The following is a 24,403-nucleotide window of genomic DNA, read 5'->3' on the forward strand; positions in this document are numbered from 1 at the left end:
CGGAGAGAGCACATGGCTGCCCAGAACGGAAAAGACCTTTTGGTCAAAGTGGATATGAACGGAACAGGCCTGTTCCAGACGATCGCGGGTCTGCGCGCCACGCGGATCAGTTTCAACGCGGAAAGTGTCGATGTGACCAGCCTGGAAAGTCAGGGCGGATGGCGCGAACTGCTGTCAGGCGCTGGGGCCAAATCGGCCTCGATCTCGGGCTCGGGTGTGTTCAAAGACGAAGGGACAGATGAGCGCGCACGGCAGTTGTTCTTTGACGGGGAAACACCCGGTTTTCAGGTGATTATCCCTGATTTCGGTGTCGTTGAAGGACCGTTTCAGGTGACCAGCATCGAATACGCAGGTTCGCACAATGGTGAGGCGACCTATGAGATGAGCATGGCCAGTGCTGGTGCTCTGACCTTTACGGCGCTTTGATCTGATGGCCAATCCTTGGACGGGTGAGGTGGCACTGACCATCGACGGGGAACAGCGGGTGCTCAAGCTGACGCTGGGGGCTTTGGCGGAGTTGGAACAGGAGCTGCGCACGGGGTCGCTGGTTGAACTGGTACAGCGGTTTGAAGGCGGGGCCTATTCCAGTGCGGATGTGCTGGCCCTTATCGTTGCTGGTTTGCGCGGCGGCGGTTGGGACATCACGCGGTCCGATCTGATGCGTGCCGAGATTGAGGGCGGCCCAATGATGGCAGCCAGAACCGCAGCCGAGCTGCTGACGCGCGCCTTCATGGTGCCGGAGGACACATGAGCGGGTTCGACTGGCCCGCTTTGATGCGGGCCGGAATTCTGGGGCTGCGTCTGACGCCGGAGCAATTCTGGCGCCTGACACCGGTAGAGTTGCGACTGATGCTTGGGCAGGACGCCGGTATACCCGCGATGAACCGAGCGGGGTTGGATTCACTGCTAGCGGCCTATCCGGATGAGACTAAAGGAGAGCGTGATGACGGATCGTGATGGGTTTGATGATCTGCAAGAGCAGGGCGAGGCGCTGGGCGACTCCCTCGGCGATGCTGCGACTATGGCAGCAGCGTTTGACAGTCAGATGAAGCGCATCAGTGCTGCGTTTGAGGAAACCGGCAAAGATGTTGCAACGCTGGAACGCGGTATGTCCAGCGGTTTGCGCAAAGCCTTCGACGGTGTCGTTTTGGACGGCATGAACTTGTCGGATGCGCTGGACATTTTGAAGAACTCACTGATCCAAACAGCTTACGCGGCAGCGATAAAGCCAGTAACGGACCATTTTGGCGGGATGTTGGCGAATACGGTCGGTGGGCTAGTGGAAGGCATTCTGCCTTTTGCAGACGGTGGCAGTTTCAGTCAGGGCCGGGTGATGCCTTTTGCCAATGGTGGTGTTGTGAGTGGCCCGACCATGTTCCCGATGCGCGGTGGTACCGGTCTGATGGGCGAGGCGGGCCCCGAGGCGATCATGCCGCTGGCGCGTGGCGCAGATGGAAAGCTGGGTGTTCGGACGCAGGGGGGAGGCCGGGCTGTGAACGTCGTGATGAATATCTCGACCCCGGACGTGCAGGGATTCCGCCGGTCTCAGGGTCAGATCGCGGCACAGATGAGCCGGGCTTTGGGCCGCGGTAACCGGAACAGGTAAATCAGGGAGCAGGTCATGAACTTTCACGAAGTAAGATTTCCCGCCAGTCTGAGCTTTGGCTCGGTCGGTGGGCCCGAGCGGCGCACGGATATCGTGACGTTGGCCAACGGGTTCGAAGAACGCAACACGCCTTGGGCGCATTCTCGACGCCGTTACGATGCTGGATTGGGGATGCGGTCTCTGGACGATATCGAAACGCTGATTTCGTTTTTCGAGGCACGGCAGGCCCAGATGTTCGGGTTCCGTTGGAAGGATTGGTCAGATTTCAAATCCGGCAAGGCCACATTGGACGTCGATTTCTCGGATCAGGTGATTGCCCGAGGGGATGGGGTGACGACTGAATTTCAGTTGATCAAGACCTACAGCTCGGGCGGCGTCAGCTATGCGCGCCCCGTCGTCAAACCGGTGCTGGGGACGGTGCGTTTGGGACTGGATCAGGATGAGATCCGCGAGGGAGTGGATTTCGAAGTGGATCTGTCGACTGGCAAGATCCTGTTTGGGGATCCTCCTCCGGAAGAGATTGATATCACCGCCGGCTTCGAATTCGACGTGCCGGTCCGGTTCGACACCGACAAGATCCAGACAAGCGTAGCCAGTTTCCAGGCCGGTGACGTGCCGAACGTTCCTGTGGTCGAGGTACGTGTCTGATGACTGGGGATACACAGGGCCTCCACGCGCATTTGCAAAGCGGCCTGACAACAGTTTGCCGGTGCTGGGCGATCAAGCGCACGGATGGGCAAGAATACGGTTTTACCGATCACGACATGGAGTTGACGTTTGAAGGTTTGAACTTCAAGGCCAGTTCCGGGCTGACGGCGGCTGCAATCGAACAGGCGACTGGCCTGTCGATTGACAATACCGAAGCCATGGGCGCGCTTTCGGATGCATCAATTCGCGAAGAGGATATTGAAACAGGGCGGTTCGACGGAGCTGAGGTGCGGGCTTGGTTGGTGAATTGGGCCAATCTTGACCAGCGCGTGTTGCAGTTCCGCGGCTCAATCGGTGAATTGCGTCGCGCGGGCGGTGCGTTTCATGCTGAGTTGCGCGGTTTGACGGACCGGTTGAACCGACCTTTGGGGCGTATCTATCAGAAACCTTGTACGGCCGTACTGGGCGACCAAAGCTGCCGGTTCAATATGGACACTCCAGGGTACTGGATCGACGGTAATGTCACCGGCTTTGACGGTGGAACCGTTCTTTTGATGGAAGGTGGGGCGTCCTTTGCGGACAGCTGGTTTGAACGCGGTCGGGTAGACGTCGTGACCGGCAAAGCAAAGGGTTTGTGGGCCTCAATCAAACAAGATCGTCCAACGGCACATGGGCGCGAGATTACACTGTGGTCAGGGTTTGGTGAAACCCTAGCTGCAGGCGACACCGTCCGGTTGCGGGCCGGGTGTGACAAACGCATGCAAACCTGCCGTGTGAAGTTCAACAACATTCTGAATTTTCAAGGCTTTCCGGATCTTCCGGGGGAAGACTGGGTCATGGCCGTTCCCAAGAAAGGTAAAGCCAACAGCGGAGGGAGCCTGCGGTGACACTGTACAGACAGGAAATTGTTGCGGAGGCGCGCACCTGGCTAGGAACGCCCTATGTCCATCAAGCGTCGGCCAAAGGGGCGGGAACGGATTGCTTGGGTTTGTTGCGTGGCGTGTGGCGCGCTTTGGTCGGGCAAGAACCCGAAGCGGTTCCGGTCTATAGTCTGGATTGGTCGGAGCCGCAGGGCGAAGAGCGTATGTGGGCAGCGGCGCGGCGACATTTGGTTGAAAAGCCAACGTCGCGTTTCGCCCCCGGAGATGTGCTGTTGTTCCGGATGCGAACGGGCAGCGTTGCCAAGCATCTCGGTATCGTCTCTGCAACTCTGCCTGAGCCTCGTTTCATCCACGCTTATTCCCGTCGCGGCGTTGTCGAGAGTGCTCTGAGTGCACCGTGGCAGCGCCGGGTCGTTTCCTGCTTTGAATTCCCGATGGAGGACCGCTGATGGCTACTATTCTTCTTTCCGCAGCAGGCGCTGCGCTGGGCGGTTCGATTGGCGGCACGATTGCTGGCTTGTCTACCGCCATCATTGGGCGGGCAGTTGGCGCCACTATCGGGCGGGTCATTGACCAGCGGTTCTTCAGCCAGTCGGTCATGGGCAGCGGTAGCGAAGTGGTCGAAACCGGGCGTGTGGATCGATTCAGGCTTACCGAAACTGGTGAGGGCGCACCGGTCAGCACGGTTTTCGGGCGTATGCGCGTAGGCGGGCAGGTCATCTGGGCGTCAGACTTTCTGGAAACCAAGACGACGACCACCGAGGGGGGCGGTGGCGGCGGAAAAGGGACGCCGAGCGCTCCGGAGGTCACAACTGTCACCTACAGCTACTCGATCTCTCTGGCGATTGCAGTCGGTGCGGGGGAAATTGCGGATGTGGCGCGCGTTTGGGCGGACGGTGAAGAGCAGGAACGGTCCGGCATCAACATGCGTATATACCACGGAACGCAGGATCAGCTTCCGGATCCGTTGATAGAAGCCATCGAAGGGACCGGGACCGTTCCGGCTTATCGGGGCACTGCCTATGTGGTCATTGAAGATTTCCCGCTGGGGGCCTTTGGCAACCGCGTGCCGCAGTTCTCTTTCGAGGTGGTGCGACCCGCGCAACGCGACATGCCGGACTATGAACGTGCGCTTTCTCAGATCGTTCGGGGCGTCGCCATGATCCCGGGCACTGGAGAATACGCATTGGCCAGTTCGCAGGTTAATTTCACGGATGCGGGCAAAAGCTGGGCCGCAAACGCTCATTCTGCCTCTGGGACCACAGATTTTTTGTCCTCGACCCGCGCATTGGAAGCTGAGATGCCCAATTGCGATGCTGCATCATTGGTCGTCTCGTGGTTCGGCAATGATTTGAGGTGCGGAAGCTGCCAAATCCGTCCAAAGGTCGAACAAAAGGACATAGACAGCAGGGATATGCCTTGGGTTGTGTCCGATCAGAGCCGACGCTCGGCAGGGCTTGTGGCTAAGGAGAATGGCCGCTCCATCTATGGGGGAACGCCGGCTGATGCTGCTGTGGTCGAAGCCATCCGACATCTGAATCGGTCTGGAAAGCGGGTCATGTTCTACCCTTTTATCCTGATGGAGCAATTGGCCAATAACGGTTTGCCGGATCCGTGGTCTAACGCGTCAAGTCAACCGAAACTGCCATGGCGAGGACGGATCACGCTGGATGTGGCGCCCGGGCGTGAAGGCTCTCCTGATCAGACAGCTGCGGCAGATGCGAAAGTGGCTGCATTCTTCGGGACAGCGCGCGCACAGGACTTTGCAATCGCCAAGAACACCGGTGGATTGAATATCTTCAACGGTGGTTTCGGGACCTCTTTTGATGGTGTTGAGCCCGGAGGGTTGCAATGGTTGAGCGGGAGCGGTGGTTTCGGTGGTTTTTTTGGAAACGGCGGGATTTTCTCAAAGGACATCATCTCATATTCCGGACCGCAGGAGTGGGGTCTGCGCCGGTTCATCCTACATTACGCTACGCTGTGCAAAGCAGCGGGCGGTGTGTCGTCCTTTTGCATTGCGTCCGAGATGCGCGGGCTCACCCAGATCCGTGGTGCGTCGGGGTTTCCCGCCGTTGCTCAGTTACAGGCATTGGCGGCAGAGGTGCGACAGATTTTGGGGCCCGAGACGAAGATTGGCTATGCGGCCGACTGGTCCGAGTATTTCGGGTATCAGCCGGAAGGCAGCGACGACAGGTATTTTCATCTCGACCCTCTTTGGGCCGATGACAATATCGACTTCATTGGCATCGACAACTACATGCCCCTGTCCGATTGGCGCGACGGTGAGCGTCATTTGGATGCCGAGGCTGGTGCTGGGTCTATCTACGATCTTGATTATCTGCAAAGCAACATCGAGGGCGGCGAAGGCTATGACTGGTATTATGCGTCGCCGGAAGAAGCCGACGCGCAGATCAGAACCCCCATCGAAGATGCAGAGCACGGAGAGGAGTGGGTCTGGCGCTATAAAGACATACGCAATTGGTGGTCGAACCCGCATCACGAAAGGATCGGTGGCGTGCGACAGCCCGATCCGACAGATTGGGTGCCGGGTTCAAAACCGATCTGGTTTACAGAACTGGGCTGCGCGGCAATCGACAAAGGCACAAATCAGCCGAACAAATTTCTGGACCCCAAGTCTTCTGAGTCGCTGTTGCCGGCTTATTCGAACGGATTGAGGGATGACTACATTCAGGCACAGTATCTGACGGCGACCCTTGGGTATTGGAGCAATCCCTCGGTCAACCCGGTGTCACATATCTACGGCGCACCGATGCTGGATTTGTCGAACGCCTATGTCTGGGCATGGGATACCCGCCCGTTTCCAACTTTTCCAAATCTGCAGAGCCAGTGGGATGATGGTGAAAACTATGCCAGGGGGCATTGGCTAAACGGGCGGTCCGGGTCGCGTACGCTTGCATCGGTTGTAACCGAAATCTGCCATGGTGCGGGGGTGACGGACATCGATGTTTCGCGGCTTCATGGTGTGGTTCGGGGTTATGTCATTGAAGATGTGACAAACGCGCGGTCCGCGCTACAACCTTTGATGCTGCGCTACGGGTTTGATGCGATTGAACGGGACGGTCAGTTGCGGTTCCAGATGCGCGACGGGTACGGTGCGGTCGCACTGAACCCGGATCATCTGGCGATCAGCAGCGATCTGGAAGGTGCGGTTGAACATCGGCGCGAGGCCGAGGCCGAGATGACCGGCCGGGTTCGCCTGCGCTTTGTGCAATCGGACGCGGACCATGATCTGGTCGCGGAAGAAGCCGTTCTTCCCGACGATAAAACCCATTCCGTTTCGGTAAACGAAATGCCGTTGTCGATGACGCGAACGGAAGGTCGTCAAACAGCGGAACGCTGGCTGAGCGAAGCACGGGCCTCGCGTGATACTGTGCGCTTTGCACTGCCGCCGTCGCAGATACATCTGGGCGCCGGGGATCTGGTGCGGTTGTCGGATGTCGAAAACAGCCCGATCTACCGCATTGACCGTCTGGAAACGTCGGAGCTGCAACTGGCCGAGGCGGTTCGGGTCGAACAAGGTGTCTACAAAGCCTCGGACCTGCGCGAAGATGCTCCGACAGTGAAACCCTATGCTGCGCCGACCCCTTTGCTGCCTGTTTTCCTGGACCTGCCGTTGTTCACTGGCGCAGAAACTCCCCATGCCCCTTATCTGGCGGTAACAAGCGACCCGTGGCCGGGCGCAGCTGCGGTCTATGCCTCGTCAAGTGACGAAGCTTACGCGCTGGCCGACATAATCCAGGGACAGGCGGTTCTTGGTGTCACCGAAACCCCGCTGCACAGGGCCAGCGCGGGTGTCTGGGACGAAGGCCCGGCGCTGCGGATCAAGTTGGTGTCGGGTCAGTTGGAAGCCCGCCCGCGCGCTTCCGTTCTGAATGGCCTTAACCTGGCCGCGATCGGCGATGGGTCGCCGGGCAATTGGGAGGTTTTTCAGTTTTCCGATGCGGTTCTCGAAGCACCCGGTGTCTACGCCGTGTCTGGGCGCCTTAGGGGGCAGTTGGGCACGGACGCGCTGATGCCGGATGTCTGGCCGGATGGCTCAGTTTTTGTTCTTCTGGACTCTCAGGTCCAGCAGACCAATTTGTTGCGCACCGAACGTCGGATGGCCAAACACTACCGCATTGGGCCGGTGAACCGCAGTTATGATGATCCGTCTTTCCAGCATCTGATCGCTTCTTTCGATGGTAACGGATTGCGCCCTTACGCTCCGGCACACCTAAGCTTTCAAACAGGGATATCCGGCGATGCGTTTTCATGGATCAGACGCGCGCGTCTGGACGCGGATGATTGGTCGGGGTTGGAGATTCCCTTGGGCGAAGAAACCGAATCCTACCTGATACGCGTCCGTGCAGGCGGAACTTTGCTGCGCGAAGAGCTGATTGCAGAGCCACGCTGGACCTATGCTGCAGCAATGAAGGAAGCGGACGGTTTGACGGGTGCATATGAGGTCGAAGTGGCGCAGGTGTCGGCCATTTACGGCCCTGGTCTGGCAGCCCGCCTTTTGGTGGGACAATCAGCCTAATGCGACCGGTTTTGCACGGAGATGTCAGTGCCGCAGCACGTGCTTTACTGGCAGCGCCTCAGGCAGACCGAACCCGACTATGCGTTCGGATGATTCATGAAGCAGAACTGGCTGACAGGCATCTTGAACGCACGGGGCGACTTCATCCCGTTTACGGCAACGGCTCGCTGATGGCCGTTGCTCGAAACAGAACCCTGGCGAATGAGCCGGGGTTCGACGATCTGCAATATTGTCAATGTTTTGAAACGGTTCTGCACCATCTTTCCAAATTCTTAGTCACCCGGCAGCGCAGTTGACACATCTGCTGGCGGCCAAGTCCAGCGCTAATCGCGCGTCCGGAATTCGGTCGCCGCAATCCTCGCAATACCCGTATTCCTCTTCTTCAATGCGCACCAAAGCGGCTTGAAGACGGCTTTTTTCAATATCACGATTGGTTTGCTGCGCCTTTGCCATGGCCTGATTTTGCAACGCATCCATGCGACTCAGACGGCCAACTGCCTGTTGATCCAGCTCAACGACAGCCTGCGCCTTTTGACCTGACGTTGAAAGCTGTTCCAACTCGGCCAGTCGCTCGCGAATTTTTGTTTCAAAATATGAGCTTTCGAACTCATTCATTTTTGTTGCATTGCAGATCACGGGTTTGCGTTTGGTCTTTTTACCACTAAATGGCATTCTAGGCGCAGCAAAGGATGAAAAGCCATGTTTGAAAAGCGCAGCCATGTGACACCGGTCGATCCGGTTTGGACCCGCATCACATCCGAGGCCCACGCGGCCGTTGAAAAAGAACCACTTATGGGTGGTCTTGTGCACGCCTGTATCCTGCATCACCGCAGCCTTGAACGCGCGCTATCCTATCGGATTTCGGCAAAGCTGTGCTCGAATGAGATGTCGATGATGGTCTTGCGAGAGATCGTGGATGAAGCCTACGCCGATGATCCACATCTGATCGAAGCGGCGCGGGCCGATCTGATGGCCGTATACGAGCGTGACCCCGCATGCCACCGCCTGTTGCAGCCGATCCTTTATTTCAAAGGGTATCAGGCGATGCAGGCCTATCGGGTTGCGCATTGGTTGTGGAAAAAGGGCCGCTTTGATCTGGCCTATTTCTTCCAGATGCGCTCGTCCGAGATTTTCGGGATCGATATTCACCCGGCTGCAAAGATCGGCAAGGGTATCATGATCGACCACGCCCATTCCATCGTTATTGGTGAAACAGCGGTTGTGGGCGATAATGTTTCGATGTTGCATTCGGTGACGCTGGGCGGGACCGGCAAGGAAGAGGAACAGCGCCACCCCAAAATCGGCAACGGGGTTCTGATTGGGGCCGGGGCAAAGGTTCTGGGCAATATCGAAGTCGGCCATTGCAGCCGTATCGCTGCCGGTTCGGTGGTTCTGCAACCTGTTCCGGCCTGCAAAACCGTTGCTGGTATTCCCGCGAAGATCGTGGGCGAGGCGGGATGCGATCAACCCGCTATCTCGATGGACCACATGCTGGGCAAAGACCAGTAGGTAATAATCACTTCAAGCGGTTGGTGCGTTTTTCCAACCGCTTGCGCTTACGTTCTTCTCGTTTTTTCTGACGTAGGTCTTTGCGCCGCTTTTGTTCGGCTTTCTGTTCGGCAATAGCCTCGGGATCACTGTTTTTGAATTTCGAGTGCTCGCCCGGATAACTGTTCGGTTTTGCAGACACCTCGCCCGGTGCCGTACCAATCAGCAGGGCCCAAACTGTCATGCATTGAACAAGGTTCTTGCGGGACACAGCGCACTCTCCTTCTGACTTAGTCTTGAAGAAGAAGGTGGGAGGTTAAATTGTTTTAGGCAATTGATACACCAATCACTCGGGTTCAATTCAGCGCCAAGAGATGGGATGTCCCCCGCCCAACATGCGCTTGGGCGAGGGGATTTTGCAGTGCCTCAGGCCAGCATGACCATCGGGTTTTCCAGATTGTCGACAATGGCCTTGAGCAGTTCTGCCCCCAGCGCCCCGTCGATGACGCGGTGATCCACGGACATTGTGACAGACATCACGGTCGCCACGGTCAGCTCACCATCATCCCCGACAACAGGTTTTTTCACACCTGTTCCTACGGCCAGAATACCGGCATGAGGCGGGTTCACGATGGCGTCGAAATTGTCGATACCGAACATACCCAGATTCGAGATGGCAAAGGTGCCGCCCTGATACTCATGCGGGGCCAGTTTGCGTTCGCGGGCGCGGCCTGCAAGGTCTTTCATCTCGGTCGACAGGGCAGACAAGGATTTCATGTCAGCGTCCTGAAGGACCGGGGTGAACAAGCCGCCCTCAATCGCAACCGCGACAGCGACGTCCGAAGGTTTCAGTTGCAGAACGCGGTCGCCCGCCCAGACTGCGTTGCAGGCCGGAACCTGCTGCAGCGCGTTGGCCACGGCTTTGATGATGAAGTCATTGACGCTCAGCTTAACGCCACGGCCTTCCAACTGCTTGTTCAACTGGCTGCGGAACTTGAGCAGCGCGTCCAGCTTGATGTCGCGACGCAGATAGAAATGCGGGATGGTCTGTTTGGCTTCGGACAGGCGCGCGGCGATGGTTTTGCGCATACCGTCCAGCTGGATCTCCTCGTATTCGCGCCCTTCGTACATCCGAGCGACCATGTCTGCCGACGGCCCGGCTGGCGCCGCAGGCGCAGACGTAGCAGCGGTTGCAGGCGCCGGAGCAGCCGCAGCGGGAGCGGCGGTGGCGCTTTCCACATCCGCCTTGACGATGCGACCATGCGGACCGGAGCCTTTGATCTGAGATAGATCCAGACCTTTTTGCGCCGCAATGCGACGGGCCAATGGTGAAGCAAAGATGCGAGCGCCATCAGCCTTGACCGGAGCAGCCGGGGCAGGGGCAGAGGCCGGGGCCTCGGACGCCGTTGGCGCCGCAGCTTCTGCTGCGGGCGCAGCCGCAGGCGCGGCGGCGGGTGTGGACGCAATGTCATCTGCGCTTTCGCCATCTTCCAGCAAAACTGCAATTGCGGTGTTGACCTTAACGCCTTCGGTTCCCTCGGAGATCAGGATCTTACCGATGGTGCCTTCATCGACGGCTTCGAACTCCATTGTGGCCTTGTCGGTTTCGATCTCGGCCAACAGGTCGCCAGAGGAAACGGTGTCGCCTTCCTTGACCAGCCATTTGGCAAGCGTGCCTTCTTCCATGGTGGGCGAAAGGGCGGGCATCAGAATTTCGGTGGGCATCTGTCTGTCGCTCCTTACCGGTAGGTCACTTGTTTGACGGCGGCGATCACCTCATCAGTGGTGATCAGGGCCAGCTTTTCGAGGTTCGCGGCGTAGGGCATCGGTACATCCTTGCCGGTGCAGTTGATGACCGGGGCGTCGAGATAGTCGAACGCTTCCTGCATCACGACCGAGCTGATGTAGCTGCCGACCGAGCCTTGCGGCCAGCCTTCTTCCACAGTCACCAGACGGTTGGTTTTCATCACCGAGTTGATGATTGCACCAGTGTCCATCGGACGAATGGTGCGCAGGTCGATGACTTCGGCGCTGATACCTTCTTCCGCCAGTTTGTCAGCGGCTTCCAGCGCGTATTGCATCCCGATGCCGAAGCTGACGATGGTCACATCCGAGCCTTCGCGCCAAATGCGCGCCTTGCCCAGCGGGATCGTCAGGTCATCCACCTGCGGGACGTCAAAGGAACGCCCGTAGAGGATTTCGTTTTCCAGGAACACGACCGGGTTGGGGTCGCGGATTGCCGATTTCAGCAGACCTTTGGCATCGGCTGCCGAGTAGGGCATCACAACCTTCAGGCCAGGGATCTGCATGTACCACGCAGCGTAGTCCTGAGAGTGCTGCGCAGCTACGCGTGCGGCGGCACCGTTGGGGCCACGGAACACGATGGGACAGCCCATTTGACCGCCGGACATATAGAGCGTCTTAGCAGCGGAGTTGATGATCTGGTCAATCGCCTGCATGGCAAAGTTGAAGGTCATGAACTCGACAATCGGTTTCAGACCACCAAAGGCTGAACCAACGGCGATGCCTGCAAACCCGTGTTCTGTGATTGGCGTATCGATCACACGCTTGCCGCCAAATTCGTCCAACAGGCCTTGAGAGACTTTGTAGGCCCCCTGATATTCGGCGACTTCTTCGCCCATCAGGTAAACATCTGCGTCACCGCGCATTTCTTCGGCCATCGCATCGCGCAACGCTTCGCGGACCGTTTGCTGCGCCATCTCGGCATCGGCGGGCCAGTCGGGCGACAGGTCCACGACCGGCGCGGCGGGTGCCGCGGCAACCGGGGCTGGGGCTTCTACTGCGGCAGGGGCGGTGTCCGCTGCGGCTGCTGGCGCTGCTGCGGGCAGGGCCGAGGCGTCTTCGCCTTCTTCCACCAGGATCGCGATAGGGGTATTGACTTTGACCCCTTCGGTTCCTTCGGCAATCAGGATCTTGCCAATGATGCCTTCATCAACGGCTTCAAACTCCATCGTCGCCTTGTCGGTTTCGATCTCGGCCATGATGTCGCCGGATGATACGGTGTCGCCTTCCTTGACCAGCCATTTGGCCAGTGTGCCCTCTTCCATTGTGGGCGAAAGGGCGGGCATGAGAATTTCGGTTGCCATGTCTTAATCGTCCTCTCAGGCGTAAATATCAGTCCAGAGCTCTTCAACAGCGGGCTCGGGGCTTTCTTTTGAGAATTCGGCGGCCTGATTGACGACCTCTTTGATCTCTTTGTCGATCGCTTTCAGGTCATCCTCGGTCGCGTGTTTGCCGGTCAGCAGCAGCTCGCGCACGTGTTCGATCGGATCGCTTTGTTCGCGGACCTTCTGAACTTCTTCGCGTGTGCGGTACTTGGCCGGGTCAGACATCGAGTGACCACGGTAGCGGTAGGTTTTGACCTCAAGGATGTAAGGGCCTTTGCCCGCACGGCAGTGGGCCACAGCTTTTTCACCCGCAGCCTTAACCGCCAACACATCCATCCCGTTGACGATCTCGCCGGGGATGCCAAACGCTTCGCCGCGTACGTAAATGTCAGCAGAAGACGTCGAGCGCGCCTGCGCGGTACCCATGGCGTATTGGTTATTCTCGATCACGAAAACCACCGGCAGATCCCAGAGAGCGGCCATGTTGAACGTCTCATAGACCTGCCCTTGGTTGGCCGCGCCATCACCGAAATAGGTGAAGGTCACGCCGCCGTTCTCTTTGTATTTGTCTGCAAAGGCCAGTCCAGCACCAAGCGGAACCTGCGCGCCAACGATGCCGTGGCCGCCGTAAAAATGCTTCTCTTTCGAGAACATGTGCATCGAGCCGCCCTTGCCTTTGGAAAGGCCGCCTTCGCGCCCGGTCAGTTCAGCCATAACGCCGCCCGGGTCCATGCCACAGGCCAGCATATGGCCGTGATCGCGGTACGAGGTGATCCGTTTGTCACCTTCCTGTGCGGCGGCTTCGAGGCCGACAACAACCGCTTCCTGTCCGATGTAAAGGTGGCAGAAGCCGCCAATCAGACCCATACCGTAAAGTTGACCGGCCTTTTCTTCGAATCGGCGGATCAGCAGCATCTCGCGGTAGTAGGTCTTGAGTTCTTCCGCAGAAACGTTTGGTTTCTTTGTGGTTTTTCGCGCAGCCATTGTGGCGATCTCCCCCTTTCGGACAGATAGTTTAGCGTTAAACTATCTTCTAAAGCATTTAAGGCGATCTGGCGAGTGTTAATGTGACGCAGCGTCGTATTGCGCTGAGCCGCGCCTATCGAAACATAATAAATTATTGGAAGAGAGGGGTTTTTCGGCGAAAAGTCTCAGCCCACTTAGCGAATGACGATCTCGTCCGCGCGGATCATCCCCAGAACCGAGCGTGCTTGCTGGTCCAACAGATCCAGATCAAGATAAGTGTCAGACAGCCGCAATGTCAGGTTTTCCATCTCGACGATCTCGGCGTTCAGCTTGGCCAGATCGCGCGACAGAGCGTCCCGTTCCGCTGCAATCTCGACCCGCCGGAACAGGCCATAATCACCCTGCACGGCTGCAAAGGTGAAATAGACACCCAGCATGAAAGCCACCGAGAAGAAAGCAACTGCGCCCAAACCGGGCCGATGGGAACGGGACACTCTGTTTACCGCCGTATGAAAACTTGCCTCAATAACGGGTCCTTTTCGAACCTCTTCCAGCACTATGTCACAGGTGATTCGGCTTGTGAATCCCCTGATTTTCAAAAATCAGGGGATGAGTCAGAATGTCTCGCAAGGCAAGCGAAAGCGCACCGCGACAAGACGCATTACTGCTCCAGTGCGGCTACACCGGGCAGGGTCTTGCCCTCCATCCATTCCAAGAACGCGCCGCCCGCAGTGGAGATGTACGAGAAATCATGCGCCGCGCCCGATGCGTTCAGCGCTGCAACGGTATCGCCGCCACCCGCAACCGACACCAACTGGCCCGAACGGGTCAAAGCCGCGGCTTTCAACGCAGCCGCATTGGTCGCAGCATCAAAGGGTTCCAGTTCAAACGCGCCCAGGGGACCGTTCCAGATCAGGGTTTGGCTTTTTGCAAAGATCTCGGTGATCGCGACGACGCTTTCTGGACCTGCATCCAGGATCATGCTGTCTTCGGGGCATTGATCTGCGGGCAAGACCTGATGCGAAGCATGGGCTTCGAATTTGTCTGCAACCACAATATCCGTCGGCAGAACAATGGTGCAGCCCGAGCTTTCGGCTTTGGTCAGGATTTCGGCAGCGGTATCTTTCATGTTCCGTTCCGCCAGCGATTTGCCGACGTTCAGACCTTTGGCGACCAGGAAGGTATTCGCCATGCCGCCGCCAATGACCAGATAGTCCACCTTGTCGATCAGATTGCCCAGCAATTCCAGTTTGGTGGATACTTTTGCACCGCCTACTACAGCCGTTACGGGGCGTTTGGGGGCGCCCAGTGCGCCTTCCAGCGCTTGCAATTCGGCTTGCATCAAACGACCTGCACATGCGGGCAGAAGGCGCGCCAAAGCCTCGGTCGAACTGTGGGCGCGATGCGCGGCTGAAAACGCATCGTTGCAATAGACGTCGCCCAGTTTGGCCATGCCTGCGGCCAGATCAGCGTCATTCTTGGTTTCGGCTGCGTGAAAGCGCGTGTTTTCCAGCAGCAATACCTGACCCGGTTGCAGCGCATCGGCGGCCAGTTCAGCTTCGGTGCCAACGCAATCGGCTGCAAACAGGACCGGGACGCCAAAGGTGCTTTCCAATGTTGGCACCAATTGCTTGAGCGACAGGTTTTCGCGCCGCTCGCCGCCCGGGCGACCGAAATGGGCCAGAAGGATCGGCTTGCCACCGGCGGCCAGAATATCGCGTACTGTCGGTGCGATCCGCTGGATACGGGTGGCGTCGGTCACAACACCGTCAACGACTGGCACATTGATGTCCACGCGCACCAGTACGCGTTTGCCGTTCAGATCCATATCGTCCAGTGTTTTCCAGCCCATCGTGCAATCCTTCCCAGTGGCAACCGATTTAGGCGGTTCTTTTCCTGCATTTTGCCCTCAGGTCAATGCGTCACTTGGCATTCACGCGCTTGGCGCATAGGTATTTGCGCAAGACAAACGACAGGAGGGCCACATGGCCGAGATCAAAGATCCAGAAAACACAATCATCATCGAGCTGAAGGGCGGCAATGTCGTCATCGAGCTGCTGCCCGACGTGGCGCCCCAGCACAGCGCGCGGATGAAGGAACTGGCCCGTGGCGGAGAATATGACAACGTGGCCTTTCACCGTGTGATCGACGGCTTCATGGCGCAAACCGGCGACGTTCAGCACGGCGATATGGAAGACGGTTTCAACCTGCGCATGGCGGGCACCGGTGGATCCTCGCTGCCGAACGTTCCGGCCGAGTTTTCCAAGCTGCCCCATGACCGCGGCACTCTGGGCGCGGCCCGATCGCAAAACCCGGATTCGGCGAACTCTCAGTTCTTCATCAACTTCAAAGACAACCACTTCCTGAACGGTCAGTACACCGTCTATGGCCGCGTGATCGATGGTATGGAGCATGTGGACGCCATCGTTCGCGGCGAACCGCCAGCGAACCCGGATCGCATGATCAGCGTCAAGGTGGCCGCCGATGTATAGGCTGGCCGCAGCTTTTGTGCTGTTGGCCAGCCCGGCGCTGGCCAGCGGTCTGCAGATTGAGGTCGAAGGGGAAGGGGCCAATGGCACCATTTCGATCGACCTTTTCGATGACGTCGCACCCAAGCATGTGGAACAGATCACAGCTCTGGCCGCCGATGGCCAGTATGATGGCGTCGCATTTCACCGTGTGATCGACGGCTTCATGGCACAAACCGGCGACGTGCAATATGGCAACTCCGGCGCTGACGGGTTTGACATGCGCTACGCCGGACGCGGCGGATCAGACCGACCCGATTTGCCAGCCGAGTTTTCCGAGGTCACGTTTGACCGGGGCGTGGTCGGCATGGCGCGTTCGAATGACCCGGATTCGGCCAATTCGCAGTTTTTCATCATGTTCGAACCCGGCCCGTTCCTGGACGGGCAGTACACTGTGGTCGGTCAGGTGACCGATGGTATGGACGTGGTGGATGCGATCAAGAGAGGCGCAGGCCAGAACGGCGCGATTATCGGCGCGCCGGACGTGATGAAAAAAGTCACAGTTACGGAATAAACTGTGAAAGCCCGGCGCCACCCACAGCGCCGGGCTTCAACGTTCTCTACTGGTCGATGAAATCGCGGATTGCTTGCGTATAGGCATCCGGCTTCTGAAACGAAGCAAAGTGACTGACATCTTCCAGAACAAGCAACTCTGCCCCCGGAATAGCCTCGGAAATTGCCTGCGAGTGTGCCATCAGGATGGCTTCGTCATGCGCGCTTTGAACGACCAGTGTCGGGACAGTGATCGACGATAGCGCCTCCAGACCTCCGGGTTTTTCAGTGCTCCACATGGCAGCGACCCCACCCAGAAACGCTTCGAACCCGTCCGGTGTGGGGGACATGGCTGCATAGTCTTCCGCCATCATGCCGACATAGGCGCCAAACACTTCGTTGGTTTCCACTGACGGATCAATGCCATCCAGCGTCACATTGCCTGCATGGGCAAAGTGACTGGCCAGCCGTTCCGGGTTGGTGCTCGAAATCGAATAGCCGATATTGGCCCCGTCGGACCAGCCAACCAGATGCACCTGATCGATCTCCAGATGATCCAACAGCGCCAGATAATCCTGCGACAGCAATCCGTAGGAGTAGGTGCTGCCATCATTGGTTGATCGCCCATGCCCGCGTGTGTCGGCAACGATTACAGTGTGATCTGCGGCAAGATCCGCAACCTGCGCCGCCCAGATGTCGCCGTGCGCCAAACCACCATGGATCAATAAGATCGGTGTGCCCTCGCCGTCACCGTAGGTGGCGTAATACATATTGATCCCATTGATTTCAGCGGTGCCCGACGCGTTGGCTGCGGGCATCTCAGGGGCTGGTGGGATGCTCAGCCACGGGTCCGCAGCCCAACTGGCTGTAGCCAAGCAACCCAGTACAAATGTAGTCGCTATAATCTTCATAATATCCTCCCGTTGATCCCGCGCCTTGATCTTGCCGGGTTTTACGGAAGGATACGCATTTTTTCAGCTGTCAGGGAAAAAACCCGTGTCCGCTCAGGTTAATCTTCAGAGGCAGTTATCTTCCAGATCAACGCGCCGACCGCGCCACCGATCAGCGGAGCCACCCAGAACATCCAAAGCTGTGCCAGCGCGGGACCGTCTGCGAACAGGGCGACTCCGGTAGAGCGGGCTGGATTGACCGACGTATTGCTGACCGGAATTGACACCAGATGGATCAGTGTCAGAGCCAGACCAATGGCAATCGGTGCGAAACCAGCCGGTGCCTTGTCTGAAGTTGCGCCCAGAATGATGAAGATGAAAAAGGCCGTCATCACCACTTCGATCACCAGAACGGACATCATCGAATAGCCTTGCGGTGATGCGTCTCCGTATCCGTTTGATGCGAACCCGCCCACCCCTTCGAAACCGGGTGCTCCGCTGACGATCAGATACAACACAATAGCAGCTGCAATCGCTCCGATAACCTGAGCGACCCAATAGGGCAGCAGGTCTTTGGCTGGAAACCTCCCGCCTATCATCAGCCCCAGGCTGACCGCCGGGTTGAAGTGCCCGCCCGAGATGTGGCCAACTGTATAAGCCATTGTCAGAACAGTCAGGCCAAATGCCAAGGATACGCCAAGCCATCCGATGCCGACATCTGCAACGCCTGCGGCCAAAACGGCACTGCCGCAGCCTCCGAGAACCAGCCAGAAGGTACCGAAAAACTCGGCAAGTAGTTTTGACGACATGAATTTTCCTCCACAATGCGATGCGGTTAACTGTAATTCAAAAATTAACTTTTGTTAAATTGAGGCGAACGGGGAACTTCCCGGACACCGCCTCACCGTGGGTGACAACTGACTAGTGCCACTGTGCAGGATCCAGATGAAACAGTTTTGACAGCTGCGTATAGACCTCAGGGTCAGAGTTGCGCAGCGCTTTTGGGCGTTCAAAGAACACTTCGACCGAAACGGCAAAGAACTCCTCATGACCTTCTGCGCCGTAGGGGTCAATTACAGTTGGTCGTCCCAATTCAACGGCCTGTACGTGGGCGTCATAAGCGGTCAGAAATGCGGCCTCCCACTCGGAAAAGCTTTGGTCGTCGCTGAGCACAGGTACCCCGTTGGCGGAACCTGTCAGATCGTCGATCTGGTGTGCGAATTCATGAAAGACAACATTTTGCCCGTCATGATCGTTCATGGCGCCATGTTGGCTGTGCGCCCAGGACAGGATGACCGGGCCGCGGTTCCAGCTTTCCCCGGTTCGTACGATCTCTTTTTCTGTGACGACATAACCGCTGTGGCGGCTTTGTCTGGATTTGAATGCACTAGGATAGATCAAAACGGTGGTCAGGTTGTCGTACCAAAGATCGGTATTTACAACCAGCAGACAGGCTTGTGCGGCGATGGACATCTGCATGTCTTCTGTGACGTCCAGGCCGTCGCAGCCTATGAACTCGACCTGATCGAGAAAAAGGTTGATCTTGCCTTCCAGCTTTGCGCGCAGGTCTTGCGGCACCTTCCGCAGGATCGGGACCTGAGCGTAGACAAGCTGTCGTTGCTGATCGCTCAGCGGCGCGGCCAGCAGGGCCTGTCGGGCCTGTTGCTTTGACCAAAAGTAATACGCCACACCACCAGCGATCAGGGCGACAAGTATCCAAAAAACCAACATGGCCCGACCCTAACGTGATCTCAGCGGGATCAAAACCAGTTTCACTGGCAGCAGTTGTCACAAAAAAAGACGCCGCAGGTGTTTCTGCGGCGTCTCGGGTCAAACCAGTAAAGGTCGAATTATTGTTTGACGTCAGCCGCCGGGTTCGATCCCCCCTTGGCGCTGCGGCCTGGGTTCAGCGGATCGTCCTGACGCTGCACCGAACCTTCGAAATGCGCACCGCTTTCGATGGCGATTGTCTTGTGGATGATGTCGCCTTCGACACGCGCGGTCGAGGTCAGGCGCACCTTCAGGCCACGTACCCGGCCCACGATGCGGCCGTTGATCACGACGTCATCTGCGGTGACTTCACCTTTGATCGTCGCAGATTCACCAATGGTCAGAAGATGCGCGCGGATGTCGCCTTCCACGGTGCCTTCCACCTGAATGTCACCAGTGGTCTTGATGTTGCCGGTGATGTGCAGATCCGAGGACAGAACCGACGCAGGCGGCTTTGGCTTGGGTGCAGTGGCAGGTTTCGACTCGGTTGGTGCAGGGGCCGCTGGGGTCGCCGGAGCGGCAGGTTTGGCCGCCTCGGGTGCCTTGGATGCGGGCTCGTTGATTTTGCTTTTAGAAAACATTTCTCGCAGCCTTGATGTAAGTCATTGGGTTCACGGGCTTTCCGTTCACGCGCACCTCATAGTGCAAATGCGTGCCGGTGGACCGTCCGGTGCTACCCATATCAGCAATATGATCCCCGCGCGAGACCCTTTGACCAACCTTGACGTTGATCTTGGTGTTATGAGCGTAAAGTGTCTCAATTCCAAACGCGTGCTTGATTTTTACAAGCCGTCCGAAACCCGATTGCCAACCTGCATGCGTGACCACACCATCCGCTGTCGCGAAGATATCAGTGCCGTGCGCACCAGCGAAATCCGCACCGTTATGCATCCGGCGACCACCGGTTTTGGGGTCGCGGCGTGTGCCAAATCCGCTGGTGAAACGCACTGCACTGTGGACCGGGCTGGCGAAGGGGGCCTTTTCCGCAGCAATCCGGTACAGGTTCAACTGGTCCATCTGTTGTAGCAAAATGTTCGCGCGGGCTTCGTCGGCGGACAGTTCGTCCTCCTCGCCACGCGTGCTAAGGGATAAAGGGGTCAGCGGACCGCCCATACCGCTATATCCGCGCCGGACCTCTTCGATGATGCGATCAGTGGGCATTCCGGCCTGACGGAACATCTTGTCCAACGGCTCGACCGAGATCACCATAGCGTCTTCCAACTGGCGGAAGATGGCGTCGCTGCGCTCTTGCATCAGACGGATTTCCAGTTCCAGCTCGTCCCTCTGTACCAATGCATCCTGCGCGTCCGAAGCAATCTGATCCCGTTCTTCGGCCGTGCGCGCCAGTGCATCCGTCATAAAGGCCATCTGCACCGGGGTGCTGGAGGCTGTCATATACATGTCGGTGTCACTGGTTTCCTGCTTGAGCGCCGCCAGTTCAGTCCGCGCCTCTTCCCGTTGCTTCATGGTGCTGCGCAGGGTGGTCTGGATAACCTCGATGCCGGTTTCCAGCTCGCGGCGGCGGTTCTCTGACGCCAGAAGTTCGGACTGCATAGCGGAAATCTGCTCAAGTGCAGCGTTAAAACGGTCTTGAGCCGCCAGTGCTTCCTGCGCGCGGGCGTCCCGTTCGGCTGACAGGATGTTCAGACGTTCCTGATAGGTTGCCTGATCGCGCTTGGCTTGTTCTCTGAAATTGCCAGACCCGATGCTGTCCATCAGCAGAATGGCCGTTGCAACCGCCGTCCAGCCGACCATGACGGCAACGCCCGCAACCGCAATCACCTGAGTTTCCGAACTCAGCCGGATGAAGCGTGTATCTTTGTCAGATTTCAGAAAGACCCGGCGTTCCGGGAAGTGCCGTTCAAGCAGCGAATGTAACTTTATTGCCAGACGTGTTCGCACGCGTCTTACCTCTCATCCCCAAGATCGGGACCGGTCGTGGTGCAATAGCCGTCCCTTGGGCCGATTGCATAAACGGCTCGTCGTGAACGGGCAAGTTTGTTGACCAATCTGCGTCAAACGGCGCAAAAATCCCCCCGAGATCGGCGGGAATTTGCCGAAAATAACGAAAAGGTGTCAGTTTGTGACTTCTCCGGGCGCGGGCAAATCTTCGGTCAGGGGCCAGTAGAAATCGGGGGGCAAGCCAGCTTCGGCGCGCTTTTCCTCGTTAAAGGGTGGTTTCAGAACGCCGTGAAAGTATCGCCGGACCAGCGTGTGAAACACATCCTTTGGGTCGGCGTTTTCGCGACCGCACAGGAAATGGAACCATTTCGAGCCATAGGCAACATGACCGACCTCTTCGGCATAGATCACTTCGAGCGCCGCGATGGCTTGGTCCGCCTTGGCCTTGCGGAAGATCTCGATCATGCCGGGGGTAACATCCAGACCGCGTGCCTCAAGCACCATGGGAACAACGGCCAGCCGTCCCATCAGATCTTCGGCGGTGTCTTCCGCTGCGCGCCACATGCCTGCATGGGCGGGCAGGGCGCCGTAATAGCTGCCCATGCTTTCCAGACAATCGCAGACCATCTCGAAATGGCGCGATTCTTCTTCCGCGCATTTTACCCAGTCGTCGTAGAATCCGATGGGCATGGGCACGTGACCGAACCGGGCAATGATGTCCCAGTGCAGATCGACGGCGTTCAATTCGATATGGGCCACGGCGTGTAGCAACGCTATGCGCCCGGCCTCGGACCCCGGTTTCCGCTTTGGCACTTCACGTGGCGAAAGAAGCTCGGGCTTGTCCGGTCGGGCAGGGTTCAAGGGGGGCGTGGCTGTTCCGATTTCGATCGGGTCAGCCTCACCCTTGCGGGCCGCAAACCAAGCGGCGGCATGCGCTTTGGACAGGGCGGTCTTGGTCCGCCCGTCCGCTGTTGTCAGAACCTCTGTCGCCATCTGTGTCAGTGTCTTTGTCACTTGGTCACTCCGCCTCGGTCGTGTCGAGGCGGGTCATAAACCGGATGACATGACAGGTCGAGAGGGGGCTTACAGCGCCTTCACCGCCTCAAGCACCTCGTCCACGTGACCGGGCACTTTGACTTTGCGCCAGACCTTGGCAATGCGACCCTCGGCATCGATCACAAAGGTCGAGCGTTCGATGCCCATCGACTTGCGGCCATACATATTCTTTTCGACCCAGACGCCATAATCCTCGCAAACGGTCGAGTTCTCATCCGACAGAAGCGGCGTGGTCAGCCCATGCTTGGCCACGAACTTGTCATGCTTTGCGACACTGTCGCGCGAAATGCCGAAAACGTGAGCACCCGCATCCGCAAAGGCCTGAAGCTGTTCTGAAAAACCGATGGATTCCTTTGTGCAGCCCGGCGTATCATCACGAGGATAGAAGAACAAAACCACGGTGCCACCGCGCAACGCCGAAAGCGTCACCTCGCCACCGCCGTCGCGCGGCAAAGTGAAGTCGGGGGCCATGTCAGAAATATCGGGCATTGGAAACTCCGCTAAAGGTTTTTAAAGGCTGCCTGATATCATAGGGCGACGCGTGCGGGTTGGAAGGCGTGAATAGCAAATTGAAGCAAAGCGAGGACGACGAAGGGGAGGCGCCGAACAAACCGGTGCGCCGCCGGTCGCGCCGTCGCTCTGCCGGGATTTGGGCCATGCGCGGTGCGATCATGCTGGTGCTGCTGGCGATGTTCACCGGTTTCATGGTTGTCGGTCAAAGGATGCACGCGCCCGCCTGGCTCAGGGACAGGGTTGAGACACGGCTGGAACAGGCACTGGGCGGGCTGCAAATCCGGTTTGGCGATGTCAGTTTCATCATCCATGAGGGCTGGCGGCCCCGGCTGCGCCTGACCGATGTATCCATCAGCGACGCGGCGGGACAACAGATAGCACAGGTTTCGGACATGCGTGCCAGCCTTGCCATGCGGCCTTTGCTGCGTGGGCATGTCCGCCCGAAACGCATTATCCTGAGCGGAGCGCAGATCGCGCTGACCCGCGACACGGATGGGGCTTTGATCCTGACCGTCGGATCAGGCAGCGCACCGGTGCAGGAGGCACCAAACCTTGCAGAGTTGATCGAGGCGTCTGATCAGGTGTTCCTGTCTCCGGCACTGTCTGCACTGACTTCGGTCGAACTTGATGCAATCACACTGGATTACCGGGATTTGCGGCAGGGGCGGTCCTGGGTGCTGGATGGCGGCCATATTCAGGCAAACCGCAGCGACAACGAAGTACGGCTGGCAACCGGCTTCTCGGTTCTGGCCGGGCGGGATTACGTCAGCGCGATCGAGGCCAATTACACCAGTATCCTGGGCAGTCCCGCCGCACAGTTTGGTATTTCGGTCTCGGACCTTCCCGCAGAAGACATCGCCGGTCAGAGCCCAGTGCTTGCGTGGTTGCAGGTTCTGCGAGCTCCAATCTCGGGCGCTTTGCGGGGCAGTATCGACGAAAGCGGTGCTATCGGTACAGGTTTTGCAACCCTCAACCTTGGTGCGGGGGCCGTGCAACCCAATCCCGAAACACGTCCGGTGCCGTTTGAATCCGCCCGCACCTATTTCACCTACGATCCGAAATCCCAGGCGCTGGATTTCAACGAGGTTTCGGTGGTTTCGGCGTGGGGCGAAGTACAGGCGGATGGCAAGGCGTTCCTGCAGGGCATCGAAGAGGGCGTTCTGGACAGTTTGACCGCGCAGATGCGTTTGTCCGGCATCAACGTGAACCCTGCCAATCTGTTTCCTGAACCGATCCAGCTGTCACGTGCCAGTGTGGATTTCAAAATGGTTTTGGACCCGTTCGAGTTGCAACTGGGGCAGGTCACCATCGAAGACCCGGGTCACATCATACGCGCCTTTGGGGTTCTGAGCGGCCGTCCTGACGGTTGGGCGGTCAAGCTGGATGCCCATCTGGATCAGATGACCTCAGACAAGGTGCTCAGTTACTGGCCTGAACGTCTGGCACCGAAGCCGCGTGAGTGGGTGACTGAAAACCTGTATGAAGGGGTTCTGTCGGATATGGACTTTGCCCTTCGGCTTGAACCCGGATCGAAACCCGATCTGTACTTGGACTTCGGATTCGATAAGGCCAAAATCCAGTTCGTGAAGACCCTGCCGCCAATCGAAAATGCTCAGGGTCAGGCAAGCCTGCTCAATCAGCGCTTTACCGTTACCGCGCAGCAGGGGGTGGTGATTGCCGACGAAGGTGGTGCCGTGGATGCCTCGGGCACGTCCTTCATCATACCCGATACGGATATCAAGAAATCGGCCCCAGCAATCGCGCGTATTCGGGCCAAAGGCAGTGTGACGGCGGCTTTGTCGCTGTTGGACCGTCCGCCTCTTGAATTGCTGACCAAAGCAGGGCTGCCAGTCGACCTTGCCGAAGGTACAGCATCTTTGGCGGGTACGTTGTCGTTGCCGCTGAAAAAGGGGCTCAAGTTTCAGGATACCGAGTTTCACTTTGACGGCCATCTGGCCAACCTGTTGAGTGACCGTCTGGTCCCCGGTTTCACGG

Annotated in this window: 27 protein-coding genes; 13 read left to right on the forward strand and 14 right to left on the reverse strand. The window is 58.0% G+C overall.

The genetic code is table 11. The features are described 5' to 3' along the window. Positions 1-12 precede the first annotated feature (12 nt). The 9 genes from AC2FNU_RS10100 to AC2FNU_RS10140 are packed head-to-tail and all read left to right on the forward strand — an operon-like array spanning position 13 to position 7,971. Complete coding sequence (locus AC2FNU_RS10100) at positions 13-426, forward strand: phage major tail protein, TP901-1 family (protein ID WP_480799884.1); 414 nt, start codon at positions 13-15, stop codon at positions 424-426. Between the two features lie 4 nt (positions 427-430). Beyond that, positions 431-751 carry a gene transfer agent family protein gene (locus AC2FNU_RS10105; protein WP_496787861.1) on the forward strand — a complete coding sequence of 107 codons (321 nt, stop codon included), beginning with the start codon at positions 431-433 and terminating at the stop codon, positions 749-751. After that, a complete protein-coding gene (locus AC2FNU_RS10110) occupies positions 748-957 on the forward strand; it encodes a rcc01693 family protein (RefSeq protein WP_496787865.1) in 210 nt (69 codons plus the stop codon). Before AC2FNU_RS10105 ends, AC2FNU_RS10110 begins: the two co-directional genes overlap by 4 nt. Then, on the forward strand, positions 944-1,606 hold the full coding sequence (locus AC2FNU_RS10115) for an RcGTA-type gene transfer agent tail tape measure protein (RefSeq protein WP_496787867.1): 663 nt from the start codon (positions 944-946) through the stop codon (positions 1,604-1,606). Before AC2FNU_RS10110 ends, AC2FNU_RS10115 begins: the two co-directional genes overlap by 14 nt. 15 nt (positions 1,607-1,621) lie before the next feature. Then, the gene (locus AC2FNU_RS10120; RefSeq protein ID WP_496787870.1) at positions 1,622-2,254 is read left to right on the forward strand and encodes a phage distal tail protein, Rcc01695 family; all 633 of its coding nucleotides are present in this window, start codon (positions 1,622-1,624) and stop codon (positions 2,252-2,254) included. Continuing rightward, the gene (locus AC2FNU_RS10125) at positions 2,254-3,141 is read left to right on the forward strand and encodes a phage/gene transfer agent baseplate hub protein (protein ID WP_496787872.1); all 888 of its coding nucleotides are present in this window, start codon (positions 2,254-2,256) and stop codon (positions 3,139-3,141) included. Before AC2FNU_RS10120 ends, AC2FNU_RS10125 begins: the two co-directional genes overlap by 1 nt. Continuing rightward, a complete protein-coding gene (locus AC2FNU_RS10130; RefSeq protein WP_496787873.1) occupies positions 3,138-3,584 on the forward strand; it encodes an NlpC/P60 family protein in 447 nt (148 codons plus the stop codon). Before AC2FNU_RS10125 ends, AC2FNU_RS10130 begins: the two co-directional genes overlap by 4 nt. After that, positions 3,584-7,675: a baseplate multidomain protein megatron gene (locus AC2FNU_RS10135; RefSeq protein ID WP_496787876.1), complete on the forward strand. Its 4,092-nt coding sequence runs from the start codon at positions 3,584-3,586 to the stop codon at positions 7,673-7,675. Before AC2FNU_RS10130 ends, AC2FNU_RS10135 begins: the two co-directional genes overlap by 1 nt. Then, positions 7,675-7,971, forward strand: coding sequence for a DUF7742 family protein (locus AC2FNU_RS10140; RefSeq protein ID WP_496787878.1), 297 nt, complete (start codon positions 7,675-7,677; stop codon positions 7,969-7,971). The genes AC2FNU_RS10135 and AC2FNU_RS10140 overlap by 1 nt, the downstream gene beginning before the upstream one ends. Here AC2FNU_RS10140 and AC2FNU_RS10145 read toward each other — a convergent pair. Continuing rightward, complete coding sequence (locus AC2FNU_RS10145) at positions 7,952-8,290, reverse strand: TraR/DksA family transcriptional regulator (RefSeq protein WP_496787882.1); 339 nt, start codon at positions 8,288-8,290, stop codon at positions 7,952-7,954. The genes AC2FNU_RS10140 and AC2FNU_RS10145 overlap by 20 nt on opposite strands. An 84-nt stretch (positions 8,291-8,374) precedes the next feature. Here AC2FNU_RS10145 and cysE point away from each other — a divergent pair, with 84 nt between their 5' ends. Further along, positions 8,375-9,184 (forward strand): serine O-acetyltransferase, encoded by an 810-nt coding sequence (cysE, locus tag AC2FNU_RS10150; RefSeq protein WP_496787883.1) that lies wholly within the window; start codon positions 8,375-8,377, stop codon positions 9,182-9,184. Between the two features lie 7 nt (positions 9,185-9,191). Here the strand turns inward: cysE and AC2FNU_RS10155 are convergent, their stop codons facing one another. From AC2FNU_RS10155 to AC2FNU_RS10180, 6 genes are all read right to left on the reverse strand, one after another. After that, positions 9,192-9,434 carry a hypothetical protein gene (locus AC2FNU_RS10155; RefSeq protein ID WP_496787885.1) on the reverse strand — a complete coding sequence of 81 codons (243 nt, stop codon included), beginning with the start codon at positions 9,432-9,434 and terminating at the stop codon, positions 9,192-9,194. A 155-nt stretch (positions 9,435-9,589) separates the two neighbouring features. After that, on the reverse strand, positions 9,590-10,888 hold the full coding sequence (locus tag AC2FNU_RS10160) for a pyruvate dehydrogenase complex dihydrolipoamide acetyltransferase (protein WP_496787887.1): 1,299 nt from the start codon (positions 10,886-10,888) through the stop codon (positions 9,590-9,592). A gap of 14 nt (positions 10,889-10,902) precedes the next feature. Next, positions 10,903-12,270, reverse strand: a complete 1,368-nt coding sequence (locus AC2FNU_RS10165) for a pyruvate dehydrogenase complex E1 component subunit beta (protein WP_496787890.1) — start codon at positions 12,268-12,270, stop codon at positions 10,903-10,905. Between the two features lie 15 nt (positions 12,271-12,285). Continuing rightward, positions 12,286-13,275 (reverse strand): pyruvate dehydrogenase (acetyl-transferring) E1 component subunit alpha, encoded by a 990-nt coding sequence (gene pdhA / locus AC2FNU_RS10170; RefSeq protein ID WP_496787891.1) that lies wholly within the window; start codon positions 13,273-13,275, stop codon positions 12,286-12,288. A gap of 176 nt (positions 13,276-13,451) precedes the next feature. Beyond that, positions 13,452-13,751, reverse strand: a complete 300-nt coding sequence (locus AC2FNU_RS10175; protein WP_496787893.1) for an FtsB family cell division protein — start codon at positions 13,749-13,751, stop codon at positions 13,452-13,454. 167 nt (positions 13,752-13,918) lie between these two features. Next, a complete protein-coding gene (locus tag AC2FNU_RS10180) occupies positions 13,919-15,109 on the reverse strand; it encodes a phosphoglycerate kinase (RefSeq protein ID WP_496787895.1) in 1,191 nt (396 codons plus the stop codon). A gap of 133 nt (positions 15,110-15,242) precedes the next feature. On the opposite strand from AC2FNU_RS10180, the gene AC2FNU_RS10185 reads away from it, so the two are divergent. Together AC2FNU_RS10185 and AC2FNU_RS10190 are read left to right on the forward strand one after the other, a co-directional pair. Next, a complete protein-coding gene (locus AC2FNU_RS10185; RefSeq protein ID WP_171090671.1) occupies positions 15,243-15,749 on the forward strand; it encodes a peptidylprolyl isomerase in 507 nt (168 codons plus the stop codon). Then, the gene (locus AC2FNU_RS10190; RefSeq protein ID WP_496787897.1) at positions 15,742-16,299 is read left to right on the forward strand and encodes a peptidylprolyl isomerase; all 558 of its coding nucleotides are present in this window, start codon (positions 15,742-15,744) and stop codon (positions 16,297-16,299) included. The genes AC2FNU_RS10185 and AC2FNU_RS10190 overlap by 8 nt, the downstream gene beginning before the upstream one ends. A 46-nt stretch (positions 16,300-16,345) precedes the next feature. Here AC2FNU_RS10190 and AC2FNU_RS10195 read toward each other — a convergent pair whose 3' ends face one another. From AC2FNU_RS10195 to AC2FNU_RS10225, 7 genes are all read right to left on the reverse strand, one after another. Then, positions 16,346-17,188 carry an alpha/beta fold hydrolase gene (locus tag AC2FNU_RS10195; protein ID WP_496787899.1) on the reverse strand — a complete coding sequence of 281 codons (843 nt, stop codon included), beginning with the start codon at positions 17,186-17,188 and terminating at the stop codon, positions 16,346-16,348. 98 nt (positions 17,189-17,286) lie between these two features. Further along, positions 17,287-17,976 carry an aquaporin Z gene (aqpZ, locus tag AC2FNU_RS10200; RefSeq protein WP_496787901.1) on the reverse strand — a complete coding sequence of 230 codons (690 nt, stop codon included), beginning with the start codon at positions 17,974-17,976 and terminating at the stop codon, positions 17,287-17,289. A 112-nt stretch (positions 17,977-18,088) separates the two neighbouring features. After that, positions 18,089-18,898: a M90 family metallopeptidase gene (locus AC2FNU_RS10205; protein ID WP_496787902.1), complete on the reverse strand. Its 810-nt coding sequence runs from the start codon at positions 18,896-18,898 to the stop codon at positions 18,089-18,091. Positions 18,899-19,017: 119 nt separating this feature from the next. Continuing rightward, positions 19,018-19,518, reverse strand: coding sequence for a bactofilin family protein (locus AC2FNU_RS10210; protein ID WP_496787904.1), 501 nt, complete (start codon positions 19,516-19,518; stop codon positions 19,018-19,020). Beyond that, positions 19,508-20,839, reverse strand: a complete 1,332-nt coding sequence (locus AC2FNU_RS10215) for a DUF5930 domain-containing protein (protein WP_496787906.1) — start codon at positions 20,837-20,839, stop codon at positions 19,508-19,510. The genes AC2FNU_RS10210 and AC2FNU_RS10215 overlap by 11 nt, the downstream gene beginning before the upstream one ends. A 174-nt stretch (positions 20,840-21,013) precedes the next feature. Next, a complete protein-coding gene (locus AC2FNU_RS10220) occupies positions 21,014-21,832 on the reverse strand; it encodes a ferritin-like domain-containing protein (protein WP_496787911.1) in 819 nt (272 codons plus the stop codon). Positions 21,833-21,922: 90 nt separating this feature from the next. Then, a complete protein-coding gene (locus AC2FNU_RS10225; protein ID WP_171090654.1) occupies positions 21,923-22,384 on the reverse strand; it encodes a peroxiredoxin in 462 nt (153 codons plus the stop codon). A 68-nt stretch (positions 22,385-22,452) separates the two neighbouring features. Between AC2FNU_RS10225 and AC2FNU_RS10230 the strand changes: the two genes are divergently transcribed. Continuing rightward, positions 22,453-24,403, forward strand: a 1,951-nt coding sequence (locus AC2FNU_RS10230) for a YhdP family protein (protein ID WP_496787908.1), incomplete at its 3' end; no start/stop codon positions are given.

It is taken from the genome of Ruegeria sp. BHSB064, assembly GCF_059613205.1.